This is a genomic window from Fontisphaera persica (assembly GCF_024832785.1).
Classification (GTDB): Bacteria; Verrucomicrobiota; Verrucomicrobiia; order Limisphaerales; family Fontisphaeraceae; genus Fontisphaera; species Fontisphaera persica.
On record NZ_CP116615.1, the window covers coordinates 1,527,049 to 1,539,971 of the forward strand.

Annotated in this window: 10 protein-coding genes; 7 read left to right on the forward strand and 3 right to left on the reverse strand. The window is 57.8% G+C overall.

The window, feature by feature from the left end; genetic code table 11:
* Nucleotides 1-3 precede the first annotated feature (3 nt).
* Nucleotides 4-273, reverse strand: coding sequence for a hypothetical protein (locus NXS98_RS05325; RefSeq protein ID WP_283847439.1), 270 nt, complete (start codon nt 271-273; stop codon nt 4-6).
* Between the two features lie 392 nt (nt 274-665).
* Between NXS98_RS05325 and gspE the strand changes: the two genes are divergently transcribed.
* The 7 genes from gspE to NXS98_RS05360 all read left to right on the forward strand — a co-directional run bounded on the left by gspE (nt 666) and on the right by NXS98_RS05360 (nt 9,787).
* A complete protein-coding gene (gene gspE / locus NXS98_RS05330; RefSeq protein WP_484494651.1) occupies nt 666-2,336 on the forward strand; it encodes a type II secretion system ATPase GspE in 1,671 nt (556 codons plus the stop codon).
* A gap of 56 nt (nt 2,337-2,392) precedes the next feature.
* A complete protein-coding gene (locus NXS98_RS05335) occupies nt 2,393-3,535 on the forward strand; it encodes a type IV pilus twitching motility protein PilT (protein WP_283847441.1) in 1,143 nt (380 codons plus the stop codon).
* 12 nt (nt 3,536-3,547) lie between these two features.
* On the forward strand, nt 3,548-5,251 hold the full coding sequence (locus NXS98_RS05340; RefSeq protein ID WP_283847442.1) for a GspE/PulE family protein: 1,704 nt from the start codon (nt 3,548-3,550) through the stop codon (nt 5,249-5,251).
* Nucleotides 5,252-5,265: 14 nt separating this feature from the next.
* On the forward strand, nt 5,266-6,591 hold the full coding sequence (locus NXS98_RS05345) for a type II secretion system F family protein (protein ID WP_283847443.1): 1,326 nt from the start codon (nt 5,266-5,268) through the stop codon (nt 6,589-6,591).
* Nucleotides 6,592-6,779: 188 nt separating this feature from the next.
* Entirely contained in the window at nt 6,780-7,721 is a 942-nt protein-coding gene (locus tag NXS98_RS05350) for an ROK family protein (RefSeq protein ID WP_283847444.1), read from the forward strand.
* A gap of 141 nt (nt 7,722-7,862) precedes the next feature.
* The gene (locus tag NXS98_RS05355; protein WP_283847445.1) at nt 7,863-9,281 is read left to right on the forward strand and encodes a DUF2961 domain-containing protein; all 1,419 of its coding nucleotides are present in this window, start codon (nt 7,863-7,865) and stop codon (nt 9,279-9,281) included.
* Between the two features lie 68 nt (nt 9,282-9,349).
* Nucleotides 9,350-9,787 carry a thioredoxin family protein gene (locus NXS98_RS05360; RefSeq protein ID WP_283847446.1) on the forward strand — a complete coding sequence of 146 codons (438 nt, stop codon included), beginning with the start codon at nt 9,350-9,352 and terminating at the stop codon, nt 9,785-9,787.
* A gap of 120 nt (nt 9,788-9,907) precedes the next feature.
* Here NXS98_RS05360 and NXS98_RS05365 read toward each other — a convergent pair whose 3' ends face one another.
* On the reverse strand, nt 9,908-11,362 hold the full coding sequence (locus NXS98_RS05365; RefSeq protein WP_283847447.1) for an NADH-quinone oxidoreductase subunit N: 1,455 nt from the start codon (nt 11,360-11,362) through the stop codon (nt 9,908-9,910).
* Nucleotides 11,363-11,366: 4 nt separating this feature from the next.
* Nucleotides 11,367-12,923, reverse strand: a complete 1,557-nt coding sequence (locus tag NXS98_RS05370; RefSeq protein ID WP_283847448.1) for a complex I subunit 4 family protein — start codon at nt 12,921-12,923, stop codon at nt 11,367-11,369.

Here is a 12,923-nt window from a genome sequence, read left to right on the forward strand (position 1 = left end):
CTGCTAATTTTGCGGCGGCTGGAGTTTTTTCAGCCCCACTTCGTGGGCGATGTCATCAAACTCCTCGCGGCTGACGTCATCCAAGGTCTTGCCTTTCCTGGCGAGTTTTTCGTTGATTTTGATGGCCTTTTCCGTCATGGCCTCGTGCGTTTCCTGCGTTCCTCCCACCAGGGCAAAATTAGGGCCTGTGGTCACGCGTTTGTGGCCGTCGCTGTCCAATCCCACTCCCAGCAGGAGGGCTTTTTTCTTCTTTTTGGGCGGTTGACTCGCCATTGGCGCACAATACTGGCAAAAGACCCGGCGCGCAAACGGAAAACGTCCAAGGATTGGGAAAGAATGGGCAAGTCGTGCCCCCTATGGAAAGTTGGAGGCAAGTGCGGGCCGCTTGTGCATCCGTCAGCATTATTAACTTGGATTTTCCGATGCCGCATTGAAGGAATCCCCCGGCGAAAAACCAAGCGGCAAACCCACCCTTTGGGCCTCTTGGCCCCTGCTTCCGCCGCGTCCTCCTTGCGTTTTTCCGCGCCCATGTTGACTTTGGGGCGGATTCACGGATACAGTTTTAGCAGAACTCCATACGCCGCCGGTGGGAGTCCCCCAAAGGTCCGGCGGCAGTGACAACCAATTTTGTGGCTGCCAAAGACGACTATTTATTGGACCTGCTCATGGACATGGGCGTAGTAACCCATGACCAGGTGGCGCAAGCCCGGCAGGAAGCGGAAGCAGGCGGTGCCGGGGTGGTGGACACACTGCTGGCGCGACGCTGGATTACACCCCAGGACGTCACCAACGCCAAAGCCGTGTATTTCGGCGCGGAAGTAGTGCAACTGGCCGACCTGCGCATCGAAGACAGCGTCATCTCCTCCTTGCGGCGTGACCTGGCCAAGCGTTACCGGGCCATTCCCATTTATAAACACGGCAACACCATGGCCGTGGCCCTGGCAGACCCCTCCGACCTCGACACGATTGACGCGCTTCACCACGCGCTGAAGATGGAAATCGAGGTCAAGGTGGCCTCGGAAGCGGAAATTGACGCGGCGCTATCCAAGTACTACGGCGCGGAAGACGACCAGGTGGGCATGATGATTCAAAACATCACCGAGGGTGATGTGGCGGTGCAGGCCATGACCAAGGCGGCCGGCGAGGATGATGGCTCCGTGGTGGAATCCGACGCGCCCATCATCCGGCTGGTCAACAACATGATTGTGGAGGCCTTCAAGATGCGGGCCTCGGACATCCACCTAGAGCCGCTGTCCAAATCCTTCCGTGTCCGTTACCGTATTGACGGTGTGCTGCACGAGATTAAAGGCCCCCCCAAAAAGCTGCAGGCCTCGATCATCAGCCGCATTAAAATCATGTCCAACATGTCCATTGCCGAGCGCCGGATACCCCAGGACGGCCGTATCCAAACCTCGGTGGGCGGCAAAATGATTGACCTGCGCGTCTCGTGCATCCCCACCAATCACGGGGAAAGCATCGTCATGCGTATTTTGGACAAGGAAGGGCTGCGGCTGGGACTGCCCGAACTGGGCTTTTTTACGGATGACCAGCAAACGTTTGAGCGTCTGATTGGTCTGCCGGACGGCATCATCCTGGTCACCGGCCCCACCGGTTCCGGCAAAACCACCACGCTTTACTCCGTCCTTAATTTCATCAACCGTCCGGACCGTAAAATCATCACGGTGGAGGACCCGGTGGAATACCTGCTGAGCGGCATCAACCAGGTACAGGTCAACGAAATCGTGGGTCTGACCTTCGCCACCGCCTTGCGGGCCATGCTCCGCCAAGCCCCCAACATCATCATGATTGGTGAGATACGCGACCTGGAGACCGCCTCCATCGCCATCAACGCCTCGCTCACCGGTCACCTGGTGTTCAGCACCTTGCATACCAACGACGCGCCCAGCGCCGTGACCCGTTTGATTGACATCGGCGTCAAGCCCTTCCTGGTGGCTTCCTCCACCCGCGCCATCATGGCCCAGCGCCTGGTGCGCAAAGTTTGCAAACGTTGCGCCGCCCCTTATGAACCCACCGAGCATGAGCGCCGCGTGCTCAACCTGGACCCCAACACCCCCGGCGCCAACTTCCTCAAAGGCCGCGGGTGCGGCGATTGCAATAAAACCGGCTACCGGGGGCGCATGGGCATTTTTGAGATTTTTGTGGTGGACGACGAAGCCCGCAAACTGATTTATGAGAAAGTCCAGGCCTCCATTTTACGCGCCCGCGCCCGCGAAACCGGCATGCGCACCCTGCGCGAGGATGGCACGCGCAAGGTGCTGGCCGGCCTGACCACCCCCGACGAGGTCATCCGCGCCACGCTGGCGGATGTAGATTAGCCCATGACGCCCAAAGTGAACTGTTGAAAATCTAAAACTAAGCCGCAGGTTAGTTTATGTCCTATCAGATGTCTGATCTGTTGCAGTTGGTGGTCTCCGAAGGGGCCTCTGACCTGCACATTCGTGTCGGTGTGCCGCCGGTCATCCGGCTGCATGGCATCCTGCATCGGGTGGAAGGCCCCCCGTGCACCAACGAAGATACGGAGGAATTGATGCGCAGTATTTCCTCCGATGACCACATCCAGCAGGTGCGCGAAAACGGCACCGCCGACTTCGGTTTTGCCTTTGGCGACATGGCTCGTTTCCGCGTGTCCGTGTTCAAAGAACGTGGCCAGTTCGCCCTGGTGCTTCGCCAAATCCCCAACAAACTGCTGACCTTGGAGCAAATCGGCCTGCCGCGGCAGACCATCATGACGCTGCTGTACAAGCCGCGTGGTCTCATCCTGGTTACCGGTCCCACCGGTTCCGGCAAATCCACCACGCTGGCCTCGATGATTGACATCATCAATCAGGAGCGGGATGACGCGCACATCGTCACCATCGAGGACCCCATTGAATATTATCACTATCACAAGAAGGCCATTGTCACCCAGCGCGAGGTGCACGTGGACGTGCCCAGTTTCGCTGAAGCCCTGCGCCGCGTGCTGCGCCAGGACCCGGACATCATTCTGGTGGGCGAAATGCGCGACCTCGAAACCATCGAAGCTGCCATCACCGCCGCGGAAACTGGCCACCTGGTGTTCGGCACGCTGCACACCACTGGCGCTGCCAAGACGATTGACCGTATTGTGAACGCCTTTCCGATGAACCAGCAGGAAATGATCCGCATCCAGCTCTCAACTGTGCTCCAGGCGGTCATTTCCCAGTTGCTCATCCCGCGCTGCGACAAGCCGGGTCGGGTGGCGGTGTACGAAATCATGATCAACACCCCGTCCATTGCCGCGTTGATTCGTGACAACAAGACCTTCCGCATTGCCTCAGACATTCAGACCGGCGCCAAATATGGCATGGTCACCCTGGACGGTTATTTGATGGAGAAATACATGCAGGGGATTATCGCCCGCGAGGAAGTCATCAACAAGTGCCAGGACCCGGTGACCATGATGCAGAAATTACAGGAATACGACATCGCCAAGGCCGCCGAGGCCGCCCGGGCAGGGGTGGCCCCCACCGCCGCCGCGCCCGCGCCAGCTTCCTGAAATGCGTAGCCTATGCCCGACCTCATTCACGATCCTTTTCTGAACCTGATCCGCGAGCGCAGTCTGCTGGACGACATGCAGATTGAGGAAGTCGTTCAGGAGCATCAGCGCACCGCCAAGCCCCTCCACCAAATCCTGGTGGACTTTGGCCTCATGGACATGGAGACCCAGTTGCAGGTCAAGGCCGAAGCGCTGGGCACGGAGGTGGTGGAGCTGGAAAAACGCGAAATCCCCCCGGACGTGATTGCCACCATCCCGGCGGCGGTGGCCCGCATGTACCAATGCGTGCCGGTGGCGGTCTATGGCAACTCCGTGCAGGTGGCCCTGGCCGATCCCTTCAACCTCACCGCCGCCGATGACATCAGCGTCAGCAGCGGGCGCGAAGTCATCGTGGTGGTGGCTGATCCCAATGCCATTGAGCGCGCCATTTCGCGTTATTACGGCGAAGAAGGGGTGGACGTGAACAGCGCGCTGAAAGAACTGGGCGAGGATGAAACCATCGCCCGGGAAATATCCGAAGTCTCCGAGGAGAACCTTGGCGAGCTGATGGACCTGGCCAATGAAACGCCCATCATTAAATTTGTGAATCTGGTGCTCTACCAGGCCATTAAAGACCGGGCCAGCGACATCCATTTTGAACCTTTTGAGGACGAATTCAAAATCCGCTACCGCGTGGACGGGGCCCTCTACGAAATGGCGCCCCCGCCCAAGCACCTGGCCCTGCCCGTGATTTCGCGCATCAAGGTCATGGCCAATCTCAACATTTCGGAGCGCCGCCTGCCCCAAGACGGCCGCATCAATTTTCCCATGGGCAACCGGCAGGTGGACATGCGCGTCTCCTGCCTGCCCACCCAGTTTGGCGAGTCGGTGGTGCTTCGCGTCCTGGACCGCTCCGCCGTCAACCTGGACATCGAATCCCTGGGCTTCCCCAAATACGTTTATGATTACATGCTGGAGGCCATCCAGCAGCCCAACGGCATTATTGTTGTCACCGGCCCCACCGGCTCCGGCAAAACCACCACCTTGTACTCCTGCCTGCGCAAGGTGAACACCATTGACTCCAAGCTTCTCACCATTGAGGACCCCGTGGAGTACGACATCGAGGGCATTATGCAGGTGGCCGTCAACGAGGCGGTGGGCATGACCTTCGGCAAGGCCCTCCGCGCCTTTCTCCGCCAAGACCCCGACATCATCATGGTGGGGGAAATGCGCGACGTGGAAACCGCCCAAATCGCCATCCAGGCCTCCCTCACCGGCCACCTGGTCTTGAGCACCCTCCACACCAATGATGCCCCCGGCGCAGTGACTCGTTTGATTGACATGGGGGTGGAGCCCTTCCTGATTTCCTCGTCTTTGATGGCCGTGCTGGCTCAGCGGTTGGTCCGCACGATTTGCAAGAAATGCCGGACCCCCTTTGAACCCACGGAAAGCCAATTGGCCCTGCTGAACCTTTCCCCTCACGATATCGGGGACAAGATGTTTTATTACGGTCGCGGATGCAATGCCTGCAACGATACCGGCTACAAAGGACGAAAAGGCATTTTTGAGCTTCTGCCCATCACTGAACCCATCCGCATCCTCATTAACGAACGCGCCCCCACCGTGGTTATTCGGCAAAAAGCGGTGGAATTGGGCATGGTCACCCTGCGCGAAGACGGCTTGCGCAGCATCTTTGACGGTGATACTAGTATTGAAGAAGTCGTTAAGTACACCTAACGACAAGTACCTTTATGCCAAAATTCAGTTACGTGGCCATGGACTCCCGGGGGAAGGAGACCAAGGGCACTTTGGATGTCGGCTCCCAAAACGAGGCCATTTCCCGCATCAAGGACATGGGGTTGCACCCCACCCGCATTGTCCAAGTGGACAAAGATAAGGATAAAACCAAGGCCAAGCCCGCCGATACCAAGGGCGCCCCTGCCAAAAAAGGCGGCTTGCACAAGGAGATTAACCTTAATCTCAACATCAAAATCCCCGGCCTGACCGACCGCGTCAAAAGCAAGGTGCTTACCACCTTCACCCGCCAGTTGGCGACGCTGGTGGACGCCGGTTTGCCTCTGTTGCGCGGTCTGCGCGTGCTGGAAAAGCAGGAAAAACACCCCCTGTTGAAGAAGATTATTGGGGACTTGGGAGCCTCCATCGAAAGCGGCAGCACCTTTTCCGAGGCACTGGCCCAGCACCCCAAGGTGTTCAACCGCCTCTACGTCAACATGGTCAAAGCCGGCGAGCTGGGCGGCGTGCTGGAAGTCGTGCTCAACCGTCTGGCGGAGTTCATGGAAAAGGCCCAAAAAATCAAGGGCAAGGTCATTTCCGCCATGTTCTATCCGGTGGCGGTGCTGGTGGTGGCGGTCACCATCCTGGGCGTTCTGATGGTGTATGTCGTGCCCAAATTCAAGGCCATCTTTGTGGACCTCCTGGGTCCGGGCAAGGAGCTTCCCCAGTTCACCCAGATTGTGCTGGGGATTAGCGATATGATAGCCAATCATTTCATTGTCACCATGAGTGTTTTGATTGGCCTGTTCATTCTGTTTCAAATCTTCATCCGCACCAAAGCCGGCCGCAAAATCTTCGACCGCTTTAAACTCAACATGCCCGTGCTGGGGCCGGTGATTAAGAAAGTGGCGATTTCCCGTTTCACACGCACGCTTGGCACGCTCATTAGCAGCGGCGTGCCGATTTTACAGGCCCTGACCATTGTTAAAGAAACCTCCGGCAATGTCATCGTTTCAGACGCCGTCGCCGCCGTCCATGAAAGCGTCAAGGAAGGCGAAACCATCACGGCACCTCTGGAAGCCTCCGGCGTTTTCCCGCCCATGGTCATCAGCATGGTGGACGTGGGAGAACAAACCGGCGCCCTCCCGGAAATGTTGATGAAAATTGCCGATAACTACGATGACGAAGTGGATAACGCCGTGGCGGCCATGACCTCGCTCCTGGAGCCTATCATGATTGTGTTCCTGGCGGTCATCGTGGGTAGCATTGTCATCGCCCTGTTCCTGCCCCTCATCTCCATCATTGACAGCCTCGGTCAGGAAGGGTCCGGGCCGGGAGAATAATCATGCGAAAATATTGCCGGTCACGGACAAAGCACGGGTCTAAAGTGCAAAGGGTGGTTTGTTGCCCAAGTCCTTGCAGATGGATTCCATATATCTATGTGCAGCCCATTTTGACTTGCACGTCCCCCCCTCCATCGCCAACTAATGCATTGCCCTCTCCCGGCTAAATCCCATCTCCAACGGCAATCATGACCCCAGCCCAACCTCCAGCATTCGCCGGCATCGAAATTGGCGGTACTAAACTGCAGGTGGTCATTGGGCGGCCTGGCCACATTGCCGTGCGCCGCCGTCTTCCCGTAAAACCCGAAGCAGGGGGCCAAGGCATTCGGGAACAACTGACTGCTGAATTACCCCCACTGCTCCGCAAGCAGCCCGTGCGTGCCATTGGCGTGGGCTTCGGCGGTCCGGTGGATTGGCAGCGCGGCATCATTCGGTGCTCCCATCAAGTCCCCGGCTGGGCTGATTTTCCCCTCGCTGACTGGCTGCGGCATCTGACCCACCTGCCCGTCCATGTGGAAAACGACGCCAACACCGCCGCTCTGGCCGAAGCGCTCCTTGGGTCTGGGCAGGGTGCCAATCCGGTCTTTTATGTCACCTTGGGCAGTGGGGTCGGCGGTGGGTTGGTCATAAACGACCAGATATACCACGGAGCCATGCCGGGGGAAGCCGAAATTGGCCATATACGACTCAACCGGGAGGGAATCATCGTGGAGGAGCGCTGCAGCGGTTGGGCGGTGGACCGGCGCATTCGCGAACTGCAAACCCGCGGGCTGCGAGGGCCTTGGGGGCCTCTGCTGGCTCAGCATAAGGGTGTAGGCGGCGAAGCCCGGACATTGGCCCCTGCCCTGATGGCAGGTGACCTAGAGGCCCGCCGTCTTCTGGAGGAAATTGCTGATGACCTGGCCTTTGCGCTGTCTCATGTTGTTCATCTTTGCCATCCGTCGGTAGTAGTCCTGGGAGGCGGCCTATCTTTGGTGGGAGAGCCCCTTCGCGCCGCCGTAGCCGCCCGCTTGCCCACCTATGTTATGCAAGCCTTCCATCCCGGCCCGGCTGTGCGTCTGGCTGGGTTGCTGGAGGACGCCGTCCCCATGGGGGCTTTGCTTCTGGCCGCGCAACTTAAATTTGCCTAATTCAGCCAGGGCGGCTTTCAAGCTGCCCTGCGCCATGGCATTACCATGAATCCTCTGCACAAGCGCTCTCTGGCTGGGAAGGTATTGAGATATACCCCCCCTTCATGGGGTCTTGCCGCCTCCTGGGTATTTATACTTGGTTTGCTCACCCCCATTTACGTCTGCCATGCAGCAGCCCTGCTGCTTCAAACGAATCCCCTTTCTCTTCAATGGCTGCCTCTGCCGGACTCCACCAAAACCCATTTGCGCAGCGGCTATGATTACAACGATGGAAATTATGACTCTGGCAACTTGATTCGGGTGGAACCGGCAGGCATGAGTTTTTCCAATGTTCAGTCTGCCTGGGTGCTTTTTGAACAACAGGGTCCGGGCGTCATTACCAGCATCTGGTTCACCGGCAAAAACAAGCAGGGACAAGCCCATATGGGCGGAAGATTGAATTTCTACTTTGATGGGGAACCCCGGCCGCGGCTTTCCGGGCAGTTACCGGACTGGCTGGAAAAGAATCCTGTGCTGCCGGCTGGACTGGCGGAAAAGAGCAGTGGGGGATGGATTTGCTACGCGCCCATTTACTTCGCCAAATCCCTTAAAATTACTTTGGAAGACCACGGCGACCGTTTTACCCACCGCAAAAATGGCCGGGGGGAGACCATCCCCCATATTTATCACCAGTTCAGCCATCAGCGACTGCCGGCACTAGTAACGAGTACCACGGCAGAAAGTTGGAGCCAAACCCCGCTTTGGGAGGATGCATGGCCTCCTTTGCCTCCGCCGCAGACAGTGTTACTGCCCACGGGCCGGAGTGTGGCTGTTTATGAAAGCCAAGGCCCGGGTATTCTGGAGATGCTTCGCCTGGACTTTGAGGCCGCGGATGCCGCCGCCATGAAACTGCAAGTGGAAGCCGACGGTATGGCCACGGTGAACATGAGCGTCCGCGAGTTCTGGGGCTTCAACCGCGCCCAACGTCCGCAGGCTCGTTTTCGTTCGCTGCTCATGGGCGTGGACGAATCGGGCGCGTATTATAGCCGCTGGCCCATGCCATGCCGAAAGTCCCTAAGAATCAGTCTGGAAAATCCCGGGCGTCCCGTGGAAGTCCAAGTTCAGGGCCGCTTCCGGCAAGGTTGGCCGCAACCTGAACTCTATTATTTCCGCGCGGCCAGGATTACCGACCGGACGGAGAAAGGTCGGGACATTATCCTCCTGGAGACAGAGGGCCGCGGCCATTATGTGGGATGCATCCTTGAACTGGCCAATGCCACCTTGGAAGGGGATGACCGTTTTTACGTGGACGGGGAGGGTTTTCCCCCCGCCTGGCATGGCACCGGCACTGAAGATTATTTCCGGTGCGGATGGTATTTCCATGGCGGGGCCTTGACTCGCCCCCTCTATGGTTTGCTGGACAACAGCATTCCCAAGATCGCCTATCGCTTTCACCTGGCCGACCGCATCAACTTCACAAATCGTGTCAAAATTGGGTTTGAACATGGGCATCACAACGAGTATCTTGGCTCATACTCGGGCACAGTATTCTGGTATGCGGCACGGCAGCCCGCTGAATAAAAGGCGCCCCGTGGGCGTCCATGTGCATGGAATGATTCGTTGGGCTTAAAAGAATCTAAACGACTCTTATGAAAAAATTAATTCTCGCAATTACGGCAATCCTGGTGGCGGGCTGGGTGGGGGCGGCAGAACTGAACTGGGAGACCGATTTCGACGCGGCGGTGGCCAAGGCAAAAAAGGAAAACAAGCTGGTGTTTATCAACTTCACCGGCAGTGATTGGTGCGGCTGGTGCAAAAAATTGGACGCGGAAGTGCTCTCAACCCCTGAATTTAAGGAGTTTGCGGCCAAAAACCTGGTGCTGTTGTATGTGGACTTCCCCGCCAAGAAAGAATTGCCCGCCGCTCAGAAAAAGGCCAATGAGGAGTTGAAGAAAAAATATGGCGTGCGCGGCTTCCCCACTATCGTGGTGCTCAATGGACAGGGGGATAAAGTGTACGAAAAAGTCGGCTTTATGGCAGGAGTGGATAAATGGCTGGCTGCTCTCAAGGAAGCCAAGGGTAAATAAATTCTTACTTTATTACACTTTCCTGAAAAACCGGCCGATTGCCCCTCGGCCGGTTTTTTGTTTTACCCCACATACGTGAATCCAAGGAAGGGCTGGCGCCAACGCCGACGAGAATAATAGTTACAACCCAAGCGCCATGGCCCCCTGCTCTGCCAGCCACAAGGGAATCTCGGGCAGCACACCCAGCCATAACATGCCTGCCACGCACACCACCAAGCCTACGCGACTTGGCAGGCTAATCTCCACCGGTGACATATCGGCGGCATCTTCACCCCAATAAAGGGCTTTGATGACGCCGAAATAATACCAAAGGGAAATCACCACCCCCACCACTGCCACCCCCGCCAGCCAGTAAAATGCTGTGGCCTGGGTGCCTTGTTCCAACACGGCCTTAATCAGCAGAAATTTGCCGAAAAATCCCGCCAACGGCGGCACCCCCGCCAGAGAAGCCATGGCCAGCGTCAGGATGGCAGCCAAAAACGGCGAGCGCCGCCCCAACCCGCCAAGCGCAGCGACGTCCTCGGCCCCGGTCTGGCGCAGGACCAGGGTAATCACGCCAAACGCAGCCAGGACCGTGAACAAATAACCGGCGAGGTAGTATAACAAGGCGGTGGCACCAGCCAGCGAAAAGGCAGCCATGCCCATCAATAGATAACCGGCATGAGCGATGCTTGAATAACCCAGGAGGCGTTTAAGGTTGCTTTGAGGAATGGCGCCCAGGTTGCCGTATAAAATGGTCGCGCCTGCCAGCACTATGAACAAAGTTTCCCAACGCAACACATTGAGGGGCGCTACATGCAGAAAAACTCGCAGCAACAAGGCAACACCAGCCGCCTTGCTGCCGGCCGCCAGAAAGGCCGTCACGGGCGACGGCGCCCCCTGATAAACATCCGGCACCCAAAAATGGAAAGGTACGGCGGCGATTTTGAAGCCCAGTCCGGCCAGCAGCAACAGCATGCCCAACTGAAAGAGCGGTTGCTGGGCCGGACTGCTTTTCGCGGCCATCTTGGCCGACAAAATTTCAAATTCAATCGTGCCCGTGATGCCAAAGATGAGGGCAATGCCAAAAACCATAAAGGCCGAGGCCAGCCCGCCCATGATGAGGTATTTCACACCCGCTTCGAGGGACTCCCGCACCTGGCGTTGATAGGCTGCCAGCACGTAGAACGAAATGGTGACCAGCTCAATGGAGACGAACAGCATGGCGAGGTTGTTGGCGGAAGCCGTAAACATCATGCCAGCCAGTGCGAACACCAGCAGCGCATAAAATTCCGCCACCCCGCCACGCAGGCGGTCCCCAAACTCCACTGCCCAAAGCAACACCAGCACGCCAGCCAGCAGGAAAAACCTTTTGAAAAACAAGGCCAGATCATCCAACACGTAACTGTGGCCGAAGGCATATTGTGGCAAGCTGGACGGCTGCAAGAAGCTCAATCCGAAAAAAAACAGCAGCGCCAGGGCAGCCGCAATCCCCAGCCAGCGCTTGTGCGCTGCGGGCGTAAACCAATCCACCACCAGCAGGGCCACGCCCAGCAGGATTACCAGAATTTCGAGACTTAAGAGGGAAATATTCATCGTCTCATCGCTGCAACGACGGCAGGGAGGGTGCCGCCTTCTCCGCCGTGGCCCGGCCTTTGGCTTTGGCCGGGAGGGGGACATCGTAGCCGGCCTTGCGCACCAGGGCGGTGACCGCCGGCTCAATCGTCCGCGTCAACAACGGCGGGTAAAAGCCGAAAACCAATAAGGCGGTCAACAGGAGGGTATAGGGCAGTTTGGCCCACCATCCCGGCACATCCTGCGCTTGATTCCACCGCGGCGCCAGCGGGCCGTGCAACACCTCGCGCACCGCGCCCATCATGTAAATCGCCGCAATCACCAGCGCCCCCCAGGCGGCCAGCACCACCGGCATCGGCAGCGTCTTCCACGCCCCGAACATCACCAGCAGTTCGCCCGGAAAGTTCGCAAAACCCGGCAGGCCACAACCGGCAAACATCGCCATCATCAATGCAGCCCCCACATAAGGCATCCGCTGCCATAATCCGCCCAAATCCTTCATTTCCAGCGTCTGGGTTTGCTGATTCAGATAGCCGCTCAGTCCAAAAGTCAGCGCCGCCAGCAACCCGTGGGCCACCATCACCAGCACACAGCCCGTAATGCCTGCCACCGAGAGGCTGGCCAATCCCAGGAAGCAAAAGCCCATGTGCGCCACGCTTGAATTGCCAATGAGCAAATTCAAATCCCGTTGCCGCATGGCCACCCAACCGCAAAACAAGATGTTGCCCAGACAAAGCACGCTTAAAATATCCACCCAGGACCAGGCCGCCTGCGGAAGCACGGGAAGCGCCACGCGAATCAGGCCATAGAGGCCAAACTTCTTGATGACGCCCGCATGCATCATGGCCACGGCCGGCGGGGCGCTGCCATAACCCAAGGGCGCCCAAGAGTGAAAAGGCCAGAGGGAAACGAGGATGCCAAAACCGAATAACAATAACGGGAAAATGAGATGTTGCAGGTCGGCGGGCATCGGCTGCTCCTGCAATTGCCGGGTGAGGACCACCAAGTCAAAGGTCCTGGCCCCGCTGTGCAGATAAAGCAAAACCAGCCCCGCCAGGGCAATCAACGCCCCAAGGCTCAAATACAAGGTGATTTGGAACGTGGCATAATTGCGGCGCTCTCCCCTGCCCCATACTCCAATCATGATAAACGTGGGCACCAGCGCCAGCTCGTGGAAAAAATAGAGGAAAAACAAGTCCAGCGAGGCGAAGGCTCCCAGGATACCGCCGCTCATCAATAGCAGAAGCAGATAATATTCCTTTTCACGCTCCTTGATGTGCCGGCTCACACAGACCGCGGCAAAGGTCACCATCGCCCCCATGAACAGCAGGGCCAGGTTGATACCGTCCACACCGACGTGAAAAGCAATTCCCAGGGATTCCACCCACGGCACATGGGTCACGAATTGATAACCCGTCTGCTGAAGGTCAAAGCGATAAAACAACACCAGCGCCGAGACCAGCGCCCCCAGTGAACTGCCCAAGGCGATAAGCCGGATGACGAACCGGTAATTGCGCGGCACCAGCCACACCAACAACGCCCCCAAGAGCGGCAGGCCAAATATGTAAAGCAACGGTGTCAT

Coding starts and splice junctions, on each gene's coding strand:
- NXS98_RS05325 (WP_283847439.1), bottom strand. CDS start 273: ATGGCGAGTCAACCGCCCAAAAAGAAGAAAAAAGCCCTCCTGCTGGGA.
- gspE (WP_484494651.1), top strand. CDS start 666: ATGGACATGGGCGTAGTAACCCATGACCAGGTGGCGCAAGCCCGGCAG.
- NXS98_RS05335 (WP_283847441.1), top strand. CDS start 2,393: ATGTCCTATCAGATGTCTGATCTGTTGCAGTTGGTGGTCTCCGAAGGG.
- NXS98_RS05340 (WP_283847442.1), top strand. CDS start 3,548: ATGCCCGACCTCATTCACGATCCTTTTCTGAACCTGATCCGCGAGCGC.
- NXS98_RS05345 (WP_283847443.1), top strand. CDS start 5,266: ATGCCAAAATTCAGTTACGTGGCCATGGACTCCCGGGGGAAGGAGACC.
- NXS98_RS05350 (WP_283847444.1), top strand. CDS start 6,780: ATGACCCCAGCCCAACCTCCAGCATTCGCCGGCATCGAAATTGGCGGT.
- NXS98_RS05360 (WP_283847446.1), top strand. CDS start 9,350: ATGAAAAAATTAATTCTCGCAATTACGGCAATCCTGGTGGCGGGCTGG.
- NXS98_RS05365 (WP_283847447.1), bottom strand. CDS start 11,362: ATGAATATTTCCCTCTTAAGTCTCGAAATTCTGGTAATCCTGCTGGGC.
- NXS98_RS05370 (WP_283847448.1), bottom strand. CDS start 12,923: ATGACACCGTTGCTTTACATATTTGGCCTGCCGCTCTTGGGGGCGTTG.